The organism is Alkalibacterium gilvum (genome assembly GCF_900109085.1).
Lineage (GTDB): Bacteria > Bacillota > Bacilli > Lactobacillales > Carnobacteriaceae_A > Alkalibacterium > Alkalibacterium gilvum.
Genome location: NZ_FNYW01000019.1, coordinates 13,430 through 36,340 on the forward strand (window position 1 = coordinate 13,430; position 22,911 = coordinate 36,340).

General features: G+C 34.1%; 21 protein-coding genes and 1 other annotated feature. Of the genes, 1 reads left to right on the forward strand and 20 read right to left on the reverse strand.

Annotated features, from left to right (window positions below):
* Positions 1–21 precede the first annotated feature (21 nt).
* The 20 genes from pepF to pepA all read right to left on the reverse strand — a co-directional run bounded on the left by pepF (position 22) and on the right by pepA (position 22,242).
* Positions 22–1,833, reverse strand: coding sequence for an oligoendopeptidase F (gene pepF / locus BMX83_RS05985; RefSeq protein WP_091634712.1), 1,812 nt, complete (start codon positions 1,831–1,833; stop codon positions 22–24).
* A 114-nt stretch (positions 1,834–1,947) separates the two neighbouring features.
* Positions 1,948–3,024, reverse strand: a complete 1,077-nt coding sequence (locus tag BMX83_RS05990; RefSeq protein ID WP_091634713.1) for a competence protein CoiA — start codon at positions 3,022–3,024, stop codon at positions 1,948–1,950.
* 119 nt (positions 3,025–3,143) lie between these two features.
* Positions 3,144–3,779, reverse strand: coding sequence for an adaptor protein MecA (locus BMX83_RS05995; RefSeq protein WP_091634716.1), 636 nt, complete (start codon positions 3,777–3,779; stop codon positions 3,144–3,146).
* A gap of 191 nt (positions 3,780–3,970) precedes the next feature.
* Positions 3,971–4,372, reverse strand: a complete 402-nt coding sequence (spxA, locus tag BMX83_RS06000; protein WP_091634719.1) for a transcriptional regulator SpxA — start codon at positions 4,370–4,372, stop codon at positions 3,971–3,973.
* Between the two features lie 252 nt (positions 4,373–4,624).
* Complete coding sequence (lplA, locus tag BMX83_RS06005) at positions 4,625–5,644, reverse strand: lipoate--protein ligase (RefSeq protein ID WP_091634721.1); 1,020 nt, start codon at positions 5,642–5,644, stop codon at positions 4,625–4,627.
* A 348-nt stretch (positions 5,645–5,992) separates the two neighbouring features.
* Positions 5,993–7,390 carry a protoporphyrinogen oxidase gene (hemG, locus tag BMX83_RS06010; protein WP_091634723.1) on the reverse strand — a complete coding sequence of 466 codons (1,398 nt, stop codon included), beginning with the start codon at positions 7,388–7,390 and terminating at the stop codon, positions 5,993–5,995.
* Between the two features lie 250 nt (positions 7,391–7,640).
* Positions 7,641–8,000, reverse strand: a complete 360-nt coding sequence (gene rplT, locus BMX83_RS06015) for a 50S ribosomal protein L20 (RefSeq protein ID WP_091634726.1) — start codon at positions 7,998–8,000, stop codon at positions 7,641–7,643.
* Between the two features lie 41 nt (positions 8,001–8,041).
* The gene (gene rpmI, locus BMX83_RS06020) at positions 8,042–8,242 is read right to left on the reverse strand and encodes a 50S ribosomal protein L35 (RefSeq protein ID WP_091634729.1); all 201 of its coding nucleotides are present in this window, start codon (positions 8,240–8,242) and stop codon (positions 8,042–8,044) included.
* Positions 8,243–8,307: 65 nt separating this feature from the next.
* Positions 8,308–8,811 (reverse strand): translation initiation factor IF-3, encoded by a 504-nt coding sequence (gene infC / locus BMX83_RS06025; RefSeq protein ID WP_091634732.1) that lies wholly within the window; start codon positions 8,809–8,811, stop codon positions 8,308–8,310.
* A gap of 242 nt (positions 8,812–9,053) precedes the next feature.
* A complete protein-coding gene (gene thrS, locus BMX83_RS06030) occupies positions 9,054–10,985 on the reverse strand; it encodes a threonine--tRNA ligase (protein ID WP_091634735.1) in 1,932 nt (643 codons plus the stop codon).
* A 54-nt stretch (positions 10,986–11,039) separates the two neighbouring features.
* Positions 11,040–11,264 (reverse strand) — a binding site (T-box leader).
* 45 nt (positions 11,265–11,309) lie between these two features.
* A complete protein-coding gene (gene dnaI / locus BMX83_RS06035) occupies positions 11,310–12,239 on the reverse strand; it encodes a primosomal protein DnaI (RefSeq protein WP_091634737.1) in 930 nt (309 codons plus the stop codon).
* A complete protein-coding gene (locus tag BMX83_RS06040; protein ID WP_091634740.1) occupies positions 12,239–13,630 on the reverse strand; it encodes a replication initiation and membrane attachment family protein in 1,392 nt (463 codons plus the stop codon). Before BMX83_RS06040 ends, dnaI begins: the two co-directional genes overlap by 1 nt.
* 20 nt (positions 13,631–13,650) lie before the next feature.
* Positions 13,651–14,115, reverse strand: coding sequence for a transcriptional regulator NrdR (nrdR, locus tag BMX83_RS06045; protein ID WP_091634742.1), 465 nt, complete (start codon positions 14,113–14,115; stop codon positions 13,651–13,653).
* A gap of 50 nt (positions 14,116–14,165) precedes the next feature.
* Positions 14,166–14,768 carry a dephospho-CoA kinase gene (gene coaE, locus BMX83_RS06050; RefSeq protein ID WP_245746639.1) on the reverse strand — a complete coding sequence of 201 codons (603 nt, stop codon included), beginning with the start codon at positions 14,766–14,768 and terminating at the stop codon, positions 14,166–14,168.
* Between the two features lie 22 nt (positions 14,769–14,790).
* Positions 14,791–15,612 carry a DNA-formamidopyrimidine glycosylase gene (gene mutM / locus BMX83_RS06055; RefSeq protein WP_091634745.1) on the reverse strand — a complete coding sequence of 274 codons (822 nt, stop codon included), beginning with the start codon at positions 15,610–15,612 and terminating at the stop codon, positions 14,791–14,793.
* A 66-nt stretch (positions 15,613–15,678) separates the two neighbouring features.
* Positions 15,679–18,342: a DNA polymerase I gene (polA, locus tag BMX83_RS06060; protein ID WP_091634748.1), complete on the reverse strand. Its 2,664-nt coding sequence runs from the start codon at positions 18,340–18,342 to the stop codon at positions 15,679–15,681.
* Positions 18,343–18,492: 150 nt separating this feature from the next.
* Positions 18,493–19,821 (reverse strand): UDP-N-acetylmuramate--L-alanine ligase, encoded by a 1,329-nt coding sequence (gene murC, locus BMX83_RS06065; protein ID WP_091634751.1) that lies wholly within the window; start codon positions 19,819–19,821, stop codon positions 18,493–18,495.
* Between the two features lie 107 nt (positions 19,822–19,928).
* Positions 19,929–20,486, reverse strand: a complete 558-nt coding sequence (locus BMX83_RS06070; protein WP_091634755.1) for a hypothetical protein — start codon at positions 20,484–20,486, stop codon at positions 19,929–19,931.
* A 34-nt stretch (positions 20,487–20,520) separates the two neighbouring features.
* Positions 20,521–21,126, reverse strand: a complete 606-nt coding sequence (gene ytpR, locus BMX83_RS06075; protein ID WP_091634757.1) for a YtpR family tRNA-binding protein — start codon at positions 21,124–21,126, stop codon at positions 20,521–20,523.
* Between the two features lie 30 nt (positions 21,127–21,156).
* Positions 21,157–22,242: a glutamyl aminopeptidase gene (gene pepA, locus BMX83_RS06080; protein WP_091634760.1), complete on the reverse strand. Its 1,086-nt coding sequence runs from the start codon at positions 22,240–22,242 to the stop codon at positions 21,157–21,159.
* 157 nt (positions 22,243–22,399) lie between these two features.
* Here pepA and BMX83_RS06085 point away from each other — a divergent pair, with 157 nt between their 5' ends.
* Positions 22,400–22,753, forward strand: coding sequence for a PepSY domain-containing protein (locus tag BMX83_RS06085; protein WP_245746640.1), 354 nt, complete (start codon positions 22,400–22,402; stop codon positions 22,751–22,753).
* Positions 22,754–22,911 lie beyond the last annotated feature (158 nt).

Here is a 22,911-nt window from a genome sequence, read left to right on the forward strand (position 1 = left end):
TTTATTAACTAATAGTTCAACTTAAATCGATGATAAAGCCTCTTCTAACTCGTCAAGTCTTTGTTCAAATACTTTCATAGCTCTTTCTAAATAATCTTTATTTGTCATATCAACACCAGCTTTTTTCATTACTTCAATTGGATAGTCACTACTACCAGCCTTTAAATAAGACAGATACTTATCCAAGGCTCCTTCTTCTCCATTTGATATTTTATCAGCCAGAGCAGTTGCAGCACAAAAGCCTGTAGAGTATTGGTAGACATAATAATTATAATAAAAATGTGGAATTCTAGCCCATTCATATTGAATAACATCATCTTCTTCTACGGATTCACCATAATACTTACTATTCAGCTTTCTGTAACTTTCACTTAAATAGTCAGCTGTCAGTGGTTTGCCTTTTCTAGATTCTTCATGCATGAAATGTTCAAATTCTGCGAATTGGGTTTGTCTAAATACTGTCCCTTTAAAACCGTCAAGATAGTGATTTAAAACGTAAGCTCTAGCCTTAGGATCTGTCGTTGTTTCTAGAAGATGATCTGTCAAAAGATTTTCATTCGTTGTTGAAGCTATTTCAGCTAAAAATATAGAGTAGTTCCCATAAACGTAAGGTTGATTTTTTCTAGTAAAATAACTATGGGCACTATGACCTAATTCATGTACAAGCGTATAAAGGTGATTAAGAGAGTCATGCCAATTCAATAAGATATATGGATTTGTATCATACATTCCAGATGAATAGGCTCCACTACGTTTACCTTTATTTTCAACAATATCTATCCAGCGACTATTAAATGCTTGATTGAGTACATCTTTATATTCAGGACCAAGTATATCAAGTCCTTGTAACGTCTTTTCCTTCGCCTCATCATAAGTAAACGTCAAACTAGCTTCGCCAGTAATCGGTGTATACAAATCATACATATGCAACTCTTCCAATTCAAGCACTTGCTTTCTGAGCTTCATATATCTGTGCAGTAGCGGCAAATGTTCATTAACTACCTCGACAAGTGTATCATGAACGGTCTCAGGAATGTGATTAGCTGATAACGCACTTTCTCTTGCAGTTTGATAGTGGTGTACTTTGGCTTGATAATTATGGTGCTTAACATTGGCAGAAAGTGTACTAGCAAACGTATTTTTAAAGCTTTCATATACGTCGTACATATTCAAAAAAGCATCTTTTCTTACTTCTCTATCAGTGCTTTTAAGTAATTCACCGTACATGCCATGTGATAATTGAACCTCTTCCCCATCTTCCCCTTTAACCATTGGGAATGTTAAGTCAGCATTATTTAGCACACTAAAGGTCTGACTACTAGATGTTAAAATATCGCTAGCACCTGCTAATAATGATTCCATTTCCGCTGAAAGTATGTGTTCTTTGTTTGCAGTAAGTTGCGTAATATAATGTTTATACTGTATTAATTCTATCTGCTCTTCAAAGTAACTGTTCAATGTTTCGTCAGGTAGGGCTATAAGTTCAGGCTCAAACCATGACGTGGCTTCTTGCGAGAGTACAGCAAGATAGCGTGCACGATCGTTCATCGCTTGATATGTACTATTTCCTGTATCCTGATCGTTTTTTAAATGTGCATACACATATAGGCCACTTACTTTTCTAGATAACTGTAAGATTTCTTTTAATGCTTCCAAAAAAGTCGAGCTATCATTATTTAACTTACCCTGGTATGCTTTTACTTTTTCAACTGAGTCTTTTATTTGTTTAAAATCTTCTTCCCACTTCTCATCAGATCTATAAATGACGGTAAGATCCCATGTTTTTTCTTCTGGTATTTCTTCTCTTAAAGGTAATCCTTTTTTTCTAGGCATTCATTATCCTCCTAAAATTTATCAATATATTAATGATAACACAATTTGAAAAAGAATAGAATATTTTTATCTACATTAATCTCACCATGTCATTTACTCATCAAAAATTAATTCTCATTCCTCTATTTTTATCCTTACCCATTTTAGCTCTCCTACTTTTTTTAAAAACCCCACTTCACTCAACACATTTAAAAACTCAATAAATGGCAACAATTCATTTGTTTCTTCTGAATAAGGTAAAAGATATTGTATGAGCTCATTTTCTTTCTTCCAACTGTTTACTTTACGCCCGAGTCTTTTCAATGTTATTATCTCATAATAAGATAGCGTGTTTATCCATAAAAATATTAGTAATTTCCACTGATAAGAGAATGTTCTGATTAACCATTCATTTGAAACGCTATAAAACAAGACATCAGGTAAAGTTTGAATAGACAGATTATTTTGATATAACAATTCAAAAAAACGTCTTGTTCTTTTATCCTTATAGAAGGATAAGTGCTGCAGTTTTTTTACTTCAACAGACTTTCGCTTCATTTTAGCTTCTTTAGTCAGGTATTGGGTGTTAAGTGTTTTTTCCACAGCTACTTTATCACTTTCAAAAGGCAAGAATTTTTTTTTGAACCGTATTCCCTTATCTGAACTTCTAATATTTGTAATTATTTCTAAGCACTGTTCATCTTGATTCAGTTGCAGTAAATTATATTGTCCATTTTTATTTATAGATAGATAGTCGTATTGCTGACTTGTAAATTTATTACTAACTTTCAATTTTTTACCGAGTATCCAGATGACTTTTATACCCTTTTCAATGTAGCCTCTCGTTCTTTTTTTTATAATTTTTTTAGAAATTGGACTACACTGAAATTCAATAGCTATCCTTGTTTCTTTATAATTAATAAATAAATCTGGACGCTGCTTTAATTCTGGTATGAATAATTCTAATTTCACTTTAAATTTCTCTCTTTTAAACCACTCATACAAGAGCAGTTTCCCTTTAATATGTTCGCTCGTTTCTCCTTCTGAGAAATATTGACAGAAGCTCTGACGTTTATGTGCAAAATGAGGCTGGTTAATGACTCCTTTCTTAAATATTACTTCTTCTCTACAGCCAGAGCAGTAACATAATTTATCTTCTGTAAAGGAACTTGCAAATAATAATCCCCCCTGGTCATCTACTGCTGTAAACATAGGTCTTTTCCTCCTTTGTATTTTATTCTCTATTTATATATATTGCCATTTTAATTTTTTTCTCACGAAAAAAGACCTACAGATATGATATTCTGTAGGTCTTTAAAATTAGTTCTATTTTATTTAAAGTAATAACGTGCTTGCTCTAAAGCATTTGATTTCATTAATAGTTTGGCATATTCACTTAATACTTCAGGTGTTGTTTTAGTATTTTCTCCAAATTCAAGTACAATAGCTAATTCTTCATCACTTGTTTTCTGTACCATTTCCTCAACAAAGAATACGATATGGAGATAATACATATCTTTGTAACTATAAAGAGTAGATAGACCACTCTCTAAATATAAATTTTTAGATAAAGCTAGCAGTTTTTCGAAACTATCAAAGGTCACGACAGCTTCTTTTGTCTGATTATTTTCTTTTTGATAATCATTCATTTCATCTGATGACTGCTCATCTTGATTAAGAGTTAATTTATTCTTCAGTGCATTGAGAGAATTTGAATTTTCTTTAAAATTTGCGCCTTTACTGATAAATAATTCCAAGCCATTACTATTAGGCATAACCTGGAAGGTAACTGCTTCAGATTCTTGAAACTCCTCATCAATATCAACTTCTTCTAATATACTATAAAAGAATTTCTCAATTTGTTTCTGATTACCTAAAAGATCAAGAAAAGTAACCCCACGTTCCTCTAGGTCAGTATTTTCAATCGTTACACGTATTGTATCTTCATTGATATGCTCAATTTCCATTATTCCGCACCTCACATTTCATTGGAATAACCATTCCTATAAGATAAATTTATTTTTTTGTAGAGTACATTCATAAGAATTGCACTCTTTCCATTATACAAAAGCTTTGATTTAAATACAAGTCACAAGTTTTTTATAAAAAGAACCGACAAATAATTTGTCGATTCCATCACTTTATTTTAGATTTAATTTTACTTTATTGAGACTAATTGTTGCGCTTTTTTAAGTTCGATTTCTCTTATTTCTCTTGGTACGAACTGGCGAATTTCATCTTCATTATAACCAATTTGTAGTCTTTTCTCGTCAAGAATTATAGGTCTTCTTATAAGTGTTGGATTTTCTTGAATTAACATGAATAATTCTTTTAATGATAATTCATCTATATCAACATTTAATTCTTTAAACGCTTTTGATCGCGTGGAGATGATATCTTCCGTTCCATCTTCAGTCAATCTCATGATTGCCTTAATTTCATTAATTTTTAAGGGGTTGTGAGCCATGTTTTTTTCAGTATAAGAAATTCCATACTCCTCTAACCAAGCCTTTGCTTTTCGACATGATGTACAGCTAGGTGTTGTAAATAATGTAACCATTATGTATTTCTCCCTTCGCTACTATATGATTATTCTTTCAAGTGAATCTGTCTACAATAATAATATTAACCTAAATGTGACGACAAGTAAACCCCTTTTGTCAATTTTTTGTCAATTTTTGTTCTTATTTCATAAACCTGTGTCTAAATCCTATGTATTCAAGGTTTGTTGAAAAGAATATTAACAAAGAGTGACCTTCTTATTTATAATGATTATAAATAAGGAGGTCACTCTTTATATATTTGTCAATTATTAATAAATCAAATCAACTAATTCACTAAGATCAACACTTCCAAAATATTTATTAATATCAATTTTATTTAGAGCATTTGTTATTGCTTCTTTTGTGTAAGGTATATTTGTTAATTCATCTTCTACATCCTCAATTTCACCCAAACCAAAGAAATCACCATATATACGAATAACATCAATATTCCCTTTTCTAACATTCATCTTCACTTCCACCGTCCCTACGGATAGTCGATCGCTACGCTCCATATCAAACTCAGGTGATTTACCGTAGTTCCAGTCCCAATTATCCGTATACTCCGCAGCAAAGGCATCAATTTTTTCCCAGTCCTTATCTGTTAAAACATACTCTTTAACATTTTCTTTAGAATCAGTGTCGTAAAGGTATAGGAGCAGCTGATCTCTAAATGTTTTTGCATTCATACACTGATAAGAATGTTCTAGAAATGGTTTTATATTAGTTACCCTACTGCGAATTGATTTAATACCCTTGGATTCAAGTTTATGTTTTTTTGGTTTCAAGGCTTTAACTACAGCATCTATCTCTGAATCAAACATGAGTGTGCCATGGGCCGTCATACGTCCATTTTTTGAGTACATTGCATTCCCAGAAAATTTCTTATCATTGATGACTAAATCATTTCGCCCTTTTAGTTCAGCCCCATTCACTCCCATTTGATGTAAAGCATCAATAACAGGAGACGTAAACCTTTTGAAGTCTCGGAATGAATTCCCATCATCTTCAGTAATAAAACAAAAACATAAGACACCCATATCATGATAGACCGCTCCTCCACCTGAAAACCGGCGGACGACATCTATATTATTTTCTTCGACATAAGTTGTATTCACTTCTTCATACGTATTCTGATTTCTTCCAATAATAATTGAATTGTTATTGATATAAAATAAAAGTATAGATTCATCTAGTTTTACTTCATTTAACAAATAATATTCTATAGCTAAATTAAGTTTCGGATCATGTATCTCTTTACCATTTCGTTCATTTTTTACGTAGTACATTTTTTTGCTCCTTACTTATATAGTTATTTTCAAATCTTTTTTTGCTAAGTTAACTTCTGTATTAGATGACTCACTTTTTGCTTCATCGATTAATCTAGTTTAATCACTATTTTGTGGTAAATGAGTCAATATTAATCGCTTTACATTTGCGTCAGCAGCAATTTTGCCACATTTTTTGCAGTTAAATACACTTGGAGTTTTTCAATCTTGCAAAAAGTTACTATCTGCTTAAAAATCAGTGTTTTTTAAAATTTAATTCAAACAAATTTGGATATCTACCATAATAACCAAGTATTATTGACTTTAATATAAATACTCATTTTTTTTGGATTTTTATGTGTTTTAAAATCATAATGTTGTCTCAATATACTCTATAGCTTGACTACTCACTTTGTTTGCTTGTGCAATGCAATTATTAATACCAAATCCATTAATTCCATTTCCTGCAAGATATAAACCTGGATACTTTTCATCTAAGAATTCAAATAAATCTTTTCTGTTTTCTTCATGCATCAAGGAGAATTGAGGAATTGCATTTGGCCAGCGCTTGATTATTTTATAACTAGGCGAGGCATTTACTCCTAGCATATCTGAAATATCATTAAGTATCTCTTTTTCTATTTGTTTATTACTTAAGGACATCATAACGCCATCACCACTACGACCAAAATAAATTCCAAGTAGTTCTTCATCCTTATCCTTGAAATGATTCCACTTTTTGTTTAACCAAACAACACTTTGTATATATGAATTATTTCTTCTAACAGAAAGTACGCCATTTCCTTTGGGTGGATTCTTTATAGAACCTTTTGGAAAACTAAATAGTAAAAATCCTACAGATCCCATTTTAATGTCATTGAAATATTTATTGATTTCAATTCCTTTAAATAAATCTTTATACACATCAGTATCAGTCACAACAACAACTGAATCAACTCTAAGCTGTTCTTTTTTATTCACATCAAGCAAATAAGTATTATTGATACTCTGCTTTATTTCAGTGACTTGCTTAGCAAAACGAATCGATGGTTCAATTCTTTTTGCTAACTCATTTGTTAAGACTTCAAGTCCTTCTTTAAAGGTTGCATACATCCCATCTCCATCCCATATTTCAGGATGATTTTCCAACACTTTCGACCACGTCCCATGAACACTTTCCAAATTAACAAGGGGTTCGTTGAATCCATAAATACCTATCTCATCAATATCACTTGTATAAATTTTTGAAAAATAAGGTTCTGCTCCATATTCAGCCATTTCTTCACCAATACGCTGGGACATATATTCTTTTGTTGTCAATTCTTTCTTTGACTCTGTTCCAGAAAAATATGTGTTTTTCAAAAAGGCAAGTTTGCCCTGAAAAGAAAGCAAATCGTATCTCCAGATATCGGTACGTTTTACAGGAATACCCTTGTAGGTAGGACAATTAAAGTTGTACAGTTTATTAAAGGCGTATACATCTTGCTTCCCATTCTGACTATATTCAACTTTATCCATAAGATTCAATTCTTCAATTAACTCCATTGCTTCAGGCAAACGCGTGTCAATCGATTCCGCACCTAAATCAATAAAGCCTTCGCCAAATTTCATAGTATAAATTTTTCCTCCAGAACGAATAGACGACTCTAACACTACTATTTCTATAGGTAGCTTCTTTTTATCAATCTCTTTTTGCAAGCGATATGCAATAGTAAGACCTGTTATTCCACTTCCAATAATGGCAATTCGTCTTTTATTTTTCTCCACTTGTCATACCCTCACAAACTATAATTATATTTAGTATCCTACTCTTTTTTCGCGATGCTGTATTTAAATCAATGCCATTCTAATCTCGCATGAATTATTTTGACTATCACTATTGAAGCAATCTATTTTATTATACCATGAAGAATGTATGTATATTAAGTAAAATTCCATATATAAGTAAGTTTGAGATTATAAAAAAAGGCCATATAATAATGAGCTTTAGAACTCCTTGTTATATGGCTATTTTTAATTATTTCTTTAATGCGTCTTTAGCTTGATTTGTTAATGATGTAAATGCTTCTGCATCATTAATTGCCAAGTCAGCTAACATTTTACGGTTCATATCAATTTCCGCTAATTTCAATCCATGCATAAACTTAGAATAACTCAAACCATTTATACGTGCTGCTGCATTGATACGTGCAATCCATAATTTACGGAAATTACGTTTATTTTGTTTGCGGTCTCTATATGAATACATGTATGATTTCATAACTTGTTGTTTTGCAACTTTGAACAAGCGATGTTTAGCACCATAATATCCTTTAGCTAATTTTAATACGCGATTACGGCGTCTACGAGTGACGACGCCACCTTTTACTCGTGCCATTGTTTTTCCTCCTTCAATACAATCCTCTGAAATCTAAATTTTTATTTCATGTAAGTTAATTGTTGCTTGATACGCTTGTAATCACTATCGGAAACCATAGCTGATTTACGTAATTTACGTTTTTGTTTCTGGGTTTTGTTTGCAAACATATGACTACGTTTTGCGTGGCTTCTTTTTAGTTTTCCAGATCCTGTTCTTTTGAAACGTTTTGCTGATCCTCTATGCGTTTTTTGCTTAGGCATAATTTTTTCCTCCAATACTCTTATCTATGATTTTAAGCAGAATCATTTTTTGATTCTTTTACTTATTATTTCTCACTTGTCGGTGCGAGCATCAAGAACATGCTGCGGCCATCCATTTTAGCTTTAGATTCAACTTGTGAAACATCAGATGTTTCTTCCGCCATACGTTCCAGTACGTCCCGTCCAATTTCTTTATGAGTGATAGCTCGACCTCGGAAACGAATAGATACTTTTACTTTATCGCCTTTTTCCAAGAACTTACGAGCGTTACGCAATTTTGTGTTGAAATCATGGTCATCAATTGTAGGACTCAAACGAATCTCTTTAACGTTGATAACTTTCTGATTTTTCCTTGCTTCGCGTTCTTTCTTCTGCTGTTCATAGCGATATTTACCGTAATCCATGATACGAGCCACTGGGGGTTTAGCATTAGGAGAAACAAGAACTAAATCCAAGCTGGAATCTTCTGCTAACTTTAATGCTTTACTCCGCTCAATGACTCCTATCTGTTCACCGTCTTTACCTATCAATCGTACTTCTTTCGCGCGAATACGATCGTTGACAATCATGTCTTTAGCTATGGTGGTCACCTCCAAAGTATTTGCGAGAAAAACACAGAAAAAGGCGATATTTCTATATTAAATAGAAATCCCGCCTAATCTCCGCATAAAAACACAAGTTAATGCATTAGTTATATACACGTTCATATCTGCCCAGAGATTTATACCACTTAGGCGAGAAGCGGGAGCTCCTTCTTTGTTTTCTCAACTTTTATATAATAACACTCATTTTCTGTTATGTCAAACTTTTTTTATTTACTGGCTTCTTCTTTTAATGTTTTTACAAATACATCTAAATCAATCGTTTCTGTTTTCTTCTCACCATATTTTCGAACAGCAACAGTATTTTCTTCCATTTCATTATCACCAATTACAAGTTGGTAAGGTACTTTAAGCGTCTGCGCTTCCCTAATTTTATACCCCATTTTTTCATTCCGCATATCAACTTCTACTCTTAAACCTTGTGAAGAAAGTTTTCCTTGGAGTTCATTTGCATAATCACCATGTATATCCAGGTTAACTGGGATGATTTTAGCTTGTACAGGAGCTAACCATGTAGGGAAAGCACCTTTATAACGCTCTATCAAGTATGCAACAAAGCGTTCCATAGTAGAAACAATACCTCTGTGAATAACCACCGGACGATGATTATCTAAACCATCCTCGCCTACATAGGTTAAATCAAAGCGTTCTGGAAGCAAGAAGTCTAGTTGTACTGTAGACAATGTTTCCTCTGTCCCCAAAGCTGTTTTCACTTGCACGTCTAGTTTTGGTCCATAAAATGCGGCTTCACCTATTGCTTCAAAATATTCCAGTCCCATTTCATCAAGGGTTTCTTTCAACATACTCTCCGCTTTCATCCACATAGCATCATCATCAAAGTACTTTTCAGTATTTTTTGGATCACGATAACTTAAGCGGAAGCGATAGTCTGAAATATCAAAATCTTCATAAACAGCTAACATCAAGTTTACAACACGTCTAAATTCTTCCTTGATCTGATCTGGACGAACAAAAGCATGCGCATCATTTAATGTCATCTCGCGTACTCTTTGCAAGCCAGATAATGCGCCGCTTTTCTCATAACGGTGCATTTGACCGAGTTCAGCTATACGAATAGGCAATTCACGATAGCTCCGAACGTCATTCTTGTATACCATCATGTGATGTGGGCAGTTCATTGGACGTAGGACCAGCATTTCTCCGTCCCCCATATCCATTGGTGGAAACATATCTTCATGATAATGATCCCAGTGCCCTGATTTTTTATAGAAATCGACATTGGCCATAATAGGTGTGTAAACATGTTCATATCCCAAATTTATCTCTTTATCTGTAATATAACGTTCAATAATGCGACGTATTGTTGCTCCCTTAGGAAGCCAGAACGGCAAGCCTGAGCCTACTTCCGGATTAAGCATGAACAAGTCTAATTCTTTGCCCAATTTACGGTGGTCACGTTGTTTTGCCTCTTCACGCATTTTTAAATAGTCTTTCAAAGCTTTTTTATCAAAAAAGGCCGTTCCATAAATACGTTGCATCATTTTATTATTTGAATTACCTCGCCAGTAGGCTCCCGCAAGTGAAAGCAATTTAAATACTTGTATGCGACCAGTTGACGGCACGTGAACACCACGACATAAGTCGGCAAATTCACCTTGTTCATATATTGTAATCACTTCATCTTTGGGTAAATCATTGATCAGTTCTACTTTATATGGGTCGTTTTCAAATAATTTCAATGCATCATCTTTACTGATTTCTTTTCTTTCTATCGGAAGATTTTCTTTTACGATAGACATCATTTCAGTCTCGATTTTTCCTAGGTCCTCATCTGTAATGGGGTCACTTGTATCAGTATCATAATAAAAGCCATTTTCTATAGCTGGACCAACTCCAAATTTAACATCCGGATATAATCGTTTTACCGCTTGTGCCATAAGATGGGCAGTTGAATGTCTTAAAACGGATAAGGCATCTTCGTGATCTGGTGTAACAATTTCTAAAAAGCCATCTTTTTCCAATGAACGGCTATAATCAATTAATTCGCCATTCCATTTTGCTGCTAGACCTTTTTTCCCTAAAGACTTGGCTATGCCATGAGCAATTTCTTTCGGAGTGACTCCTTGTTCAACTTCTTTGATTGTACCATCTGGTAATGTTACGTTAATATGTTTGACCATTTTTATTCCTCCTTATATAAATAAAGACGTCCCATTGAATGAAAAAATTCCATTCAATGGGACGTCTTTATCGTACGTGGTTCCACCCAATTTTTATAGTAGAGAATACATCTCTTACTATCTTCATTACTCGATAACGCTGAGCGTGCGACTATTTTTACTGACGTTTCAAAATAGTACTCGAAAGTGGTCTATGACAGTTTGTCTTAAGAATGTCCCAGCGCTCATTCTCTCTCTTTAAAGCATAACAGTCACAGGTGTCTTTCTCATTGTTTTAGTGTATTGATCGTATCATAAGTTGCTTATTTACACAATACTTACGTTCTATTTATGCCTTCTATTCTCTCCGGACATTTCGACTTCTTCTGTCAAAAATTTTATTCTTTCCATGATACGCTTTGCTTTCAACGGTTCATTTTCTCCGCGTTGCGAATAAGTCAAATGCTCATTTTCCAGCTGTTCCATATCAAAATTGGAAGTGAAAAATGTGGGTAGTTCTTGCTGCATACGATATTGTAGTATAACACCAAGGATATCATCTCTAATCCATGACGACATTGAATCTGCTCCAATGTCATCAAGCATAAGAAGAGATGCTTGTTTAAAACTATCCAATTTATCTTCTGTTGTATTCTTTCCAATAGAATTTTTCATTTCAACAGCAAAAGTTGGAAAGTGAACAATCGTAGACGGATATCCCTGCTCAGATAATTCATGAGCAATTGCTCCAAGTAAATATGTTTTCCCTACTCCAAAAGCGCCATAAAGATACAAGCCTTTATGAAAAGCTTTGGGTGAATCAAGATAATTTTCAACAAACATGATAGCCTTCTCTAATGCGGCCTGTCTTTTTCGTGTCACTTCAAAAGATTCAAATGATGCATTTTTCAAATCTTTTGGCATAAATACTGACTGTATACGATTTTTTATTTTTTCTTCTGCTTTCTTATTTATCAGCTCAGAAGTTGGTTCATATGTTACATCGATACGATGATTATTCAAGATCAATTTAGGAGTATACCCTGGAGCAAGCTCACCACTCATATTTTCAGCTTTTTGTTTTTCAGATACAAATTCATATAGTTTTGATGCGCTTCTTTCAATAGCATTCTTATCTAATGTTTCTTTATTAATTGATAGGAATTTTTTAACCTCTGGATCACTAAAAACCTGATTTTTCATGATATCTCTATACGTTTGATTCAATTTATTTGCATCCATCATTTTTTCTAGTTGGCTCTTTAGACTCTCCATTATTCATCACCACTTTTCTGTTTTCGAATATTTTTCAATTTTTCTCTAAATGCATTTTCTTCTTCTTGACTCAAACGTTCATCTTTTTCGTCTGATTCTTTTGCCCATAGTGGCAATGTCTCTTTTCTGCTGTTTGCCTGTGATCTATACGTTGACTTTCTTCTTGGGCGTTGCTTCCTTTGATTGTTTTTTTCATTAGCGGTATCATAAAAACCTTTTACCTTTAGCATGGCATCTTCAGGAGACACAACATCACTCTGAGCCCAATCATTAGCAATTTTATTAGCTAAGTTTTTTTCTAACGTTGGAGCATTCTTTACAATTAATATATAGTTTAAAAGTATATTAATCACACTTGTTGATAGTGGAGAGCGCTCAACTAATTCTTTTAATAACCATGTCTCATTTGAGGTGATATATCCTCCTTTTTGCTGCTTTATAGATCTAAGATAGGCGTATGGCTGCATCTTTTCAGCATGCAAAAGAATCTCACTTTCTTCTTTTTTAAAGCCTTTTGCCTTTAGCTGCTCTGCTCTCTTACTATTTTTCTGATTGTTTTTTATTTCATTTTTTTGTTGTTTCGTTTCTCCTAAATAATGACTATGAACAATGCGGGTCAGCTGTTTTTCACTTATTTCTCCAGAAGAAATATCCGCTGATTCAAGAACAAATTTCTGCATAGCCAGTTCGTTGATAGAATAAATCAAGTGAAACGTTTCTATTAACTTTTTTATATTGGATGTCAATGATTTTGAGCTAATAAAATGCTTGTTTAGTCCTGATAAAAAGAAATCCCAATCAAAGTCACTTTCTTTTAATATAGTGTCATCTAATGAGGGATTTCTTGGCTGTTCAAGTGTATCAATTGAATGAAATGCTTCAAGATGATTTTCCATATTAAAATCAATAACTTCATGAAAGGATTTAGTGATTTCTTTATATTCATCAGCAGAATCATACTTTTTTAAATATTTTTCTTTCAACTCAGAAACAAGTCTCTCACCTAGTTTTTCAGTAAGCATCATTCTCAACATCATATCATTAAAGAATTGTTTTGGTGACAATGGTATTTCGATAGTCATTAAATAACGATCATCATTATTTTTATGCTTATATACTTTCAAAAGACCATAAGCCTCTAGCTTAACCCTCGCCTCATAGTATTCTCTCAATCCCATATCAACATGTGTAAGAATATCAGATAAAGGTAATTCTTTACTTGTAGATGCACTAAGATACTCCTTGATTGATAAATATAGGCTGACTGACTTTACGCCCATTAATGGTTGGTATAAAGAAAGAAGTACCGATACGTCAAGGTCAGAAATAATATCTAGTTTAGTAAGCATGAGCGTATCTCTCGGACTTAAATTTTTCCATGGGTAACTCATTATCTATTTTATCCTTTCACTTACTCTTTTTTCCTTTTTTTCTCGAGTTCCTTCATTTCTTGCATGAAGACTTCTATGTCTTTAAATTGACGATAGACACTTGCAAAGCGAATATAAGCAACGTCATCCAAGTCAACAAGCTCCTCCATAACAAATTCACCAATTTTATTTGATGGAATTTCACTTAAACTTGAATCTCGGATTTTTCTCTCAACCTTATTCACAACATTTTCCTGCTCTTCAGCTGTTACAGGTCGTTTTTCGCATGCTCTGCGTATTCCTCTAAGAAGCTTTTCTCTATCAAACTCTTCACGATTTCCATTTTTCTTGACAACTAAAATAGCACTTTGTTCAATTCTTTCAAATGTAGTAAAGCGGTAAGAACAGCTCTCACATTCGCGTCTTCTTCTAATAGCCCGGCCATCCTCAGCAGGACGACTATCTACCACTCTGCTTCCATTGTGCTGACACCTTGGACAATTCATGTATTTCAGCCCTTTATTTTGGATTGTTTAGTACTAATTATATCACATGTCTAAAGCTGTGACGACAGGCTATTTTTATTGAGCCAAGTATCTATTTGTTTTCTTGTTTGATCTAAAGTACCATTGTTATCAATCACAATATCTGCTCTTTCTTTTTTTTCAATCAATGGCATTTGAGTTTTTATACGCTGTATTGCTGCTGTTTCAGAAAGGGCATCTCTTTTTTTCAATCGCTTTAACTGTGTCCCTTCATCAACATAAACAACCATAACCTTATCAACACTATTATGATAGCCTGCTTCATACAACAATGGAATATCAAGAACAATCATAGGTGCTTTGTGATCACACAATTCATCTTTTTGTCTCATAATTTCATTAAATATTTCTTTTTGTACAAGCTTGTTTAAGACATTAAGCTTTTCGCTTTCACTAAAAACAATGTCTCCTAGTTTTTTTCTATTTATTACGTTGTTAACATCGAGAATCTCGCTACCAAAATAATCAATGACTTTTAAGTAGGCAGGCTCCTCTGGCTCCATAACTTTACGAGCTATAATATCTGCATCTATCACAGGAAACCCTCGTTCCCTCAAATAGTGACTAACAGTCGATTTGCCGCTAGAAATCCCACCAGTAAGTCCTAAAATCATTACAATAATTATTCCCTCCTTGTCACTTTTGACAATATGGACAATAGTGTGTTCCACGCTGTGCCACTTTTATTTTTTTGATTGTATGTTGGCAACGAGAACATTTCTCATCCTTCTTTCCATATACAGAAAGATATGTCTGATATCCACCTTCTGTCCCAAAGGCATTAGAATACGTGCGTATGGTGGTTCCACCTTTATCTACAGCTTTGTTTATGATAGTGATAATGGAATTCCTTAAATCTTTGATTTCATCCAACTGAAGGCTTTTTCCTTTTCTTTCAGGATGAATACAGGCATCATAAAGAATCTCATCAGCATAAATGTTTCCTACACCAGCCACTATTGTTTGATCAAGTAAACAGGCCTTAATAGGTCGCTCAGTTTTCTTTAATGCATTTACTAAATGCTTTATTTTCAATTCTTCATTCGTTGGTTCTGGTCCAAGTTTAAGCATCGATGGATGCTGAGTCCATTTTTCTTTAGCTATCAAGCTCATCTTTCCAAATTTCCTCACATCTAAATATCTTAATTCTTCACCACTATCTAACTCAAAAACAACATGTGTATGCTTCGTTCGTGGCACATCTGTATTTTCCAACCGATACTTGCCTTCCATCCTTAGATGACTTATCAAAACATCATCAGTTAAAAAAAACAATAGAAATTTTCCTCTACGTTTCACAGCCTCAATTACTTGCCCCGCTATTCTCTCTTTAAATTCAGAGATTGAAGGATCTTTTATAATGTTTATCCATAAAACATCTACGTTAGTAATAGCCTTGCCGGAAATCAGCTTATTTAGGCCGTTTTTTACACTTTCCACCTCTGGTAACTCAGGCATTTTTTCATCTCTTCCTATAACTTTTTAGAGTAAAGAAAGCGAGAGAAATCCTCGCCTCCTACGCTATTATTTTGCGTTATACCAGCTATTTCCATAACTGCTATCAACTTTAAGTGGAACTGAAAGTTTTACAGTGTTTTCCATCACTTCTTCAACAAGTTTTTCAAGTTGTTCAATCTCATGCTCAGGCACTTCAAATATCACTTCATCGTGTACTTGTAAAAGCATTGTTGCTTGCATATTATTCTCTTTTATTCGTTTATTCATTTCGATCATTGCCATTTTGAGTATGTCAGCAGCACTCCCCTGAATGGGCGTGTTCATAGCTGTTCGCTCGGCGAAAGATCTTAGATTAAAGTTTTTTGAATTAATCTCTGGCAGATAACGTCTGCGATGGAATAAGGTTTCAACGTATCCTTTATCCTTAGCTTCTCGAATGATATCATCTATGAATTTTTTTACACCTGGGAATCGTTCAAAGTAGGTGTCAATATATTCCTTTGCTTCTTTTCTTGTGATATTTAGATTTTGTGACAATCCATAGTCACTAATACCATAGACGATACCAAAATTGACTGCCTTAGCATCACGACGCATATTAGGAGTTATTTTTGATGCGTCATCGACATCAAACACTCTCATTGCAGTCGTATTATGGATATCTTCATCATCATTAAAGGCTTTGATGAAGTGTTCATCTTCTGATATATGTGCCAGAATTCGCAGCTCTATCTGAGAATAATCTGAAGCATAAATTTTCCATCCCTTTTCTCTTGGCACAAATGCTTGGCGTATTTTTCTGCCTTCTTCTAATCTAATTGGTATATTCTGAAGGTTAGGATCCACTGAACTTAATCTACCTGTTCGAGCGACTGTTTGCAGATAGCGAGTATGTATTTTACTCGTTTCTGGGTCGATTACTTTGAGTAACCCCTCTATATAAGTTGATTGAATTTTTGATATTTGTCGGTACTCTAATATATATTCAACAATCGGGGCCTGATCTCTCAGCTTTTCAAGAACGTCTTGAGCTGTAGAGTAACCTGTTTTAGTTTTTTTAATGACCGGATACCCCATTTTTTCAAAAAGGATCACACTCAACTGTTTAGGTGAATTAATATTAAATTCTTCACCGGCTTCTTTAAATATTTGCTTCTCGACTCTATCAAGTGTTTCTTGGAATTCACTTTTCATTGTTTCAAGTCTCTCGGCATCCACGGTAATTCCTTGAATTTCCATTTCAGAAAGAACCATAGCTAGGGGTAGTTCCATTTTTTTTAATAAATCTTCTTGTTCATTTTCTTTAAGTTCATTGTCGAGTTTTTCTGAAAGCACGCTTATCGCTAAAACTTTTCGGGCAATATGGTCATGCATTAAGGCTTCATCTTCTGGCTTGCTTATTTTTTTACCTTTTCCATATACCATTTCGTCTGGTGAAATATTTTGATAATCATGTTTTAACGCCACATCGGCAAGATCTCCGCTGCTACTATCTTCAGCAGTAAGCAAATAAGATGCCAGCATAATATCAAAAGTAATTCCTTTTATTTTGATATTGTTTCTATTTAAAGCGACATAGGTTTGTTTCGCATCATAGACGACCTTATGTACCGATTCGTCTTCAATCCACTCTTTAAAGGCGTCTGATTGGAATGCCGTTTTAGGATCTGTTACATAGAGGTTCTCTTCATTTCCCCAAGCAATACTAATGATTTCTGAATGATGATAGTTTTCATCTAGCATCTCTGTATAAAGTGCCATTCCTTCTTTAAACATCGATGCATCAATATTTTTTACCAGGGTAAAATCAATCTCTACAACTTCTTCGGCTAATTCTTCCATATATTCACTTGTGTCCAACTTGCTTAAGTGAGAATTGAAATCCATCTCTTTATAAAATGAAATAAGAGCCTCCATGTCCTGTCCATTGTAGCCCAACTCATCGAGCATTATTTTAATAGGGGCTTCTCGATCTATGGTGGCAAGCTTCTTACTCAAAAAAGCTGTTTCTTTCTCGTCTATCAAGTATTCTTTACGCTTTGATTTTTTCATTTCATCAATATGCTCATATAAGTTTTCTATCGAACCATATTTATGAAGGAGTTTCAGAGCGGTTTTTTCTCCTATTTTAGTTACACCAGGTATATTATCTGAAGCATCGCCAGCCAAACCTTTCATATCAACAATCTGATTTGGCGTTAACCCCATCTCTTCCTGAATAGAAGCTTTTGTATATTCCTTGAGGTCTTTAACCCCTTTTTTTGTAATATCAATTCGTACATAGTCAGATGCTAATTGTGTCAAGTCTCTATCACCTGTTAAAATAACAACCTCAAACCCTCTCTCCTCAGCTTCTTTAGATAAAGTTCCAATTATATCATCTGCCTCAAAGTTAGGTAGTTCATAACTTTTGAGTCCAAACCCTTTCAACAAATCTTTCATGTAAGGAATTTGTTCTGCAAATTCAGAGGGCATTTTCGATCGCCCACCTTTGTATTCTTTAAAATACTCATGTCTAAATGTTGTTTTCCCAGCATCAAATGCAACAAGCGCATGCGTTGGTTTTTCTTTTTCCACAATAACTTCCAACATATTATGAAATCCGTATAATGCATTTGTGTGTAAGCCATTTTTGTTTTTCATTCGTTCAAGTTGACTATGCAGTCCATAAAAAGCACGAAAGGCTACACTGTGACCATCAATCAAAAGCAATTTTTTATTATCGGTCAATATACTCCACTCCCAGTTGTTATTCCTAAGTCTATAGTACCAAAATTAAAGGGATAGAAAAAGAGAACGTACCTTGTTGTCAGGATAACATCTGAAACAATCTCTACTCTTCAGATATCATCGACCTCTTAGTACCTTCTCTATAAGCTTTTAATTAATCGCTTCTGATTGACTCAGGATGCGTTCAAAAGCATGTTCAAATTTTTCGACATCTCCGGCGCCCATAAAAATAACAACCTCGTTCTTATGTTTTAAAAGAGGAGACATGTCTTCTATACTAATCAATTCTTTTCCTTTTTCAGTCTTTTCCAATAAATCTTGTATTGTTACTGCACCATCTTGTTCTCTTGCTGATGTAAATATATCACATAAATAAACGGCGTCAGCTAAGTCTAATGCTTCTCCAAATTCATCCATCAATGCAATAGTTCGACTAAATGTATGCGGCTGAAAAACAGCTACAATTTCTTTATCAGGATATTTTTGATGGGCAGCATCAAGTGTTGCTTTAATTTCTGCAGGATGATGTGCATAATCATCTATGATGACTGTATTCATAACTTTTTTTTCTGTAAAGCGTCGTTTGACTCCTTTGAATGAGAGCAGACGTTCTTTCACTTTTTCTCTATCGAGTCCCTCATAGTGAGCAAAGGCAATGTTAGATAGAGCATTCTGTATATTATGTTTACCGAAAGAAGGTATGGTAAATCGGCTATAAAAATCCCCTCTTACATAGACGTCAAATGATGAGCCGTGTGTAGAGCGCTCAATGGTTTTTGCTCGAAAATCATTGTATTCATCAAAACCATAGTAAACGATTGGTACGTTAGCATGAAGTTTTTGTAACCTTTCATCGTCACCACAGGCAAAAATAGCTTTTTTAATTTGCTGAGAAAATTCTAAAAAGGCATCCTCTACATCTTCAATACTTTCAAAGTAGTCTGGATGATCAAAATCAATATTAGTAATAATAGCATAGTCAGTTTCGTATGCTAGAAAATGTCTTCTGTATTCACATGCTTCTAACACAAAATACTCAGCCTCTCTCTCACCACTACCAGTACCATCACCAATTAAATAGCTGGTCTCTTTGATTCCACTTAAAACATGAGCTAGTAGTCCTGTTGTACTTGTTTTTCCATGAGATCCTGTTATCGCAATACTCTTATAATTATTACTAAACTCACCTAAAAAGTCGTGGTACCGTTTGATAGGGAGCCCTAATTCTTTTGCCCTAGCAATTTCTTCATGTGAGTCTGGAAAAGCATTCCCGGCGATAATTGTCATGCCTTCTTTAATATTATCTTTATCAAAAAGATACATTGGGATTTCGGCTTCTTCTAAGTTTTTCTGAGTGAAAAAATACTTTTTAATATCAGATCCTTGTACAGTGTAGCCTTTATCATGAAGAATCAATGCTAAAGCGCTCATGCCTGATCCTTTTATCCCAACAAAATGGTATAGTGTATCTCGATTCATTTAGTAGTCCTCCAATTATTTCTAGCAAGCTTAAATCACGTCGTTATATACTATATGATAAATGATTATAAAAAGCTAGTCTACTCAAACACCTGATGAACTGAGGTTTACATTTTCTTATTATTTTCAAATAAGCCAGGTACACCACGCCGCTCTTTATTATTTCCGCTTTTTTCTTCTTCGATAATATCTGCTAGCGATCGGTTGAGCCCGTATACTTTTTTTGCTTTTTTATTTTTTTTGATGGGTGTTCCCTCTTCATTCACAGCTTTATCTTGTTTTTTTGTCTTATTTATCCTTACACTACTTTTTTCTTCTGTTAGACACTCTTTAAACAATATGAGGTTGTCGGAATCTTTTTTCATTTCTTCTTTTAATTGAGTATAGTCAACGTCTGGATTCTTAAATTTATTTGGTTTGTGATAACCATATATAGGTGAAGGAACTTTGCTTACTTCAAAAGGAGGTGAAATATACCCTTTACTTCTATTTTTATCTTTATCACTTAGATACTCTTTGAATCCTTTTTCCACACTTTCCCGTCTTTTTATATCTTTGGGAAGCGAATACGTATTATCAAAAGAGACGTGTTCTTTCTTTTTAATGCTTCGTGTTTTTTCGCTATTTCTTCTTGTCTCAAAAAAATCTATATATTTAGAAGACATCGTTTCCCTCCTTAAATCTAAATAAATAAATTATTTAAATTTGAAACTCTGCACCTGTTTCATAACTTTCATCCAGAATCATGATTCCTTTAGCTGCTTGAGGAAGGCCAAGTTCTTTTTTAGAACAAATCATTCCTGCACTCGCTACACCTTTTAACTCTCCAGGCCAAATAATCATTCCATCCGGCATTACAGCTCCGACTTTGGCAACAACAACTTTCTCATTTGCTTTAATATTATCTGCTCCACAAACGATCTGCAGGACCTTCCCCTTATCTATTTCTGTCTGAGTCACATTCAAATGATCTGATCCTTCTACTGGTTCGCATGATTTCACGAATCCCACAACAAAACTTGGGCCATCATTTGGTTCGATTTCTTTTGTAAAATGGGCCTTTTTAATTGTATCATTCAGATAAACAATATCTTCTCCTGATAAAACAACAGATCCATTTTCCAGGTTGTTTATAACCTTTGAAGCGTTGAATAAATTGTAGCCAACGACTCGGTTGGTTTCTTTGTTTTTTATCTCTACCAAGTCATCAACTTTTTTAAATTCCTGAACATCACTATTACTTTTCTCAAAGAGTATCATCAGGGTATCATTCAAACCGTTATTATTATACGTACTTACAAACATTTTATTTCTCCTCGACTTTTATATTTTAAATTATTTGATTTTCAACGTTTCCAGAGTGCTTCGGTCAAAAGCTTTTACGGTCTGATAGACCATTTCTCTTGCCGCTTCGTAGTCATCGATTCTAAATAATGACTGGTGAGTATGGATATAACGCGCCGGTACACCAATGACCGCACTTGGGATACCTTTATTCAGCTGATGTGCCGCAACGGCATCCGTCCCACCTTTTGAGAAGAAATACTGGTAAGGGATGTTATTTGTTTCAGCTGTATCAAGTAAAAACTCTTTCATTTCTTTAGATAATATCATTCCAGGGTCTTGAATCCTTAGCAAGAATCCTTCACCTAAACGCCCAAAACTTTCTTTATTTCCATTTAAGTCATTCGCCGGTGAGCAGTCCACTGCTAAAAAAGCATCCGGGTCAAATTTTCTTACAGCTCCCTTAGTACCACGTAAGCCCACTTCTTCCTGGACATTTGCTCCGGCAATTAGCGTGTTAGGTAAGGCTTCTTTTTCCAACATTTTAAGCAGTTCTAAAACTAATGTAACACCAAAACGATTATCCCAGGCTTTACCTATAAAGGATTTCCCATTAGCTGTTTCAATTGTTTCTACATCAGGTACAAGTGGATCTCCAGGTCTTACCCCAAAGGCTTCCGCTTCGTCTTTGGATTCGAAACCTCCATCAAATAAAATGTCTTCAATAGATAGTTTTTTTGATTCTTTGTTTTTAAGTAAATGTGGCGGTACAGAGGAAGATACAACAGGATAATTCCCCATCTTCGTTTGCAAAGTGAACCGTTGAGATGAAACAACGTAGGGGTTCCAGCCACCTAAAGGTAAAACCTTCATCAAGCCATTCTTTGTAATAGAGGAAACCATAAAGCCTACTTCGTCCATATGTGCGGCTACCATTAATTTTGGCGCTTCTTTGTTTTCTGAGTGTTTAACACCAAAAACTCCACCAAGACCATCATAATCTAATTCATCAACGAATGGTGACATTTCTTCTCGCATAAATGTTCTTATGTTATGTTCAAAACCACTCGTTCCTTGTAATTGTGTTGTCTTTTTTATAAGTTCTTTTGTATTTAAATTGATTTTTGATTCTGTCATTTCCCAATTCTCCTTATTAGATCTTTTTTAAATCTATTCTTAACTATTATACACAAAATCACGCTAGATTTTAAGCATTCGTATTCGTTTCCTATTACACTATGCTTCTTTGTATGATAAAATAGACTTAACTTACAAACAACTAGGAGGAATCATTGTGTTTCAAGTAAAAAAGAAGAAGTTTTCTGATTATTCATCAGAAGAATGGTTATTCGTTTATATCGTTTCTATCTTATCTTTTCTTTTTGGCGTTTTCTCATATAGGCAATACAATAAAAATAAAACGCTAAAAGCCGATGATATCTTGAAAAAGGTAAAAAAAGAATTTCTTAAAGAAGATTCAATAGACGGCTCATGGATAGAACTTACTAAAGTCCCATGGGAGAAATTTGCTCATAAAACGGATGTCTACTATGGCGGCATCTCTCGCTATGAAGAAAACAGCTTGGTACAGTATGAATTTATCGCTGATGCATACACAGGTAGTATATTAGATATTTACCGTGTATAAACTATTTATTTAACCATTAAAAGAGTCGCAACGTTTTAAAACGTTGCGACTCTTTTAATTATTGGTTGTACAATAAAGGACGTTGGTGAGAATATCTCACTAACGTCCTTTTCGTTTTATTAGAAAACAAGTGAGTTCTCCTGTAGAATAATAGTCGA

What these genes read in the sequence shown, in the direction of transcription:
- pepF (WP_091634712.1), bottom strand. Translation starts at nt 1,833, where the DNA reads ATGCCTAGAAAAAAAGGATTACCTTTAAGAGAAGAAATACCAGAAGAA.
- BMX83_RS05990 (WP_091634713.1), bottom strand. Translation starts at nt 3,024, where the DNA reads ATGTTTACAGCAGTAGATGACCAGGGGGGATTATTATTTGCAAGTTCC.
- BMX83_RS05995 (WP_091634716.1), bottom strand. Translation starts at nt 3,779, where the DNA reads ATGGAAATTGAGCATATCAATGAAGATACAATACGTGTAACGATTGAA.
- spxA (WP_091634719.1), bottom strand. Translation starts at nt 4,372, where the DNA reads ATGGTTACATTATTTACAACACCTAGCTGTACATCATGTCGAAAAGCA.
- lplA (WP_091634721.1), bottom strand. Translation starts at nt 5,644, where the DNA reads ATGTACTACGTAAAAAATGAACGAAATGGTAAAGAGATACATGATCCG.
- rplT (WP_091634726.1), bottom strand. Translation starts at nt 8,000, where the DNA reads ATGGCACGAGTAAAAGGTGGCGTCGTCACTCGTAGACGCCGTAATCGC.
- rpmI (WP_091634729.1), bottom strand. Translation starts at nt 8,242, where the DNA reads ATGCCTAAGCAAAAAACGCATAGAGGATCAGCAAAACGTTTCAAAAGA.
- infC (WP_091634732.1), bottom strand. Translation starts at nt 8,811, where the DNA reads ATGATTGTCAACGATCGTATTCGCGCGAAAGAAGTACGATTGATAGGT.
- thrS (WP_091634735.1), bottom strand. Translation starts at nt 10,985, where the DNA reads ATGGTCAAACATATTAACGTAACATTACCAGATGGTACAATCAAAGAA.
- dnaI (WP_091634737.1), bottom strand. Translation starts at nt 12,239, where the DNA reads ATGGAGAGTCTAAAGAGCCAACTAGAAAAAATGATGGATGCAAATAAA.
- BMX83_RS06040 (WP_091634740.1), bottom strand. Translation starts at nt 13,630, where the DNA reads ATGAGTTACCCATGGAAAAATTTAAGTCCGAGAGATACGCTCATGCTT.
- nrdR (WP_091634742.1), bottom strand. Translation starts at nt 14,115, where the DNA reads ATGAATTGTCCAAGGTGTCAGCACAATGGAAGCAGAGTGGTAGATAGT.
- coaE (WP_245746639.1), bottom strand. Translation starts at nt 14,768, where the DNA reads ATGATTTTAGGACTTACTGGTGGGATTTCTAGCGGCAAATCGACTGTT.
- mutM (WP_091634745.1), bottom strand. Translation starts at nt 15,612, where the DNA reads ATGCCTGAGTTACCAGAGGTGGAAAGTGTAAAAAACGGCCTAAATAAG.
- murC (WP_091634751.1), bottom strand. Translation starts at nt 19,821, where the DNA reads ATGAATCGAGATACACTATACCATTTTGTTGGGATAAAAGGATCAGGC.
- BMX83_RS06070 (WP_091634755.1), bottom strand. Translation starts at nt 20,486, where the DNA reads ATGTCTTCTAAATATATAGATTTTTTTGAGACAAGAAGAAATAGCGAA.
- ytpR (WP_091634757.1), bottom strand. Translation starts at nt 21,126, where the DNA reads ATGTTTGTAAGTACGTATAATAATAACGGTTTGAATGATACCCTGATG.
- pepA (WP_091634760.1), bottom strand. Translation starts at nt 22,242, where the DNA reads ATGACAGAATCAAAAATCAATTTAAATACAAAAGAACTTATAAAAAAG.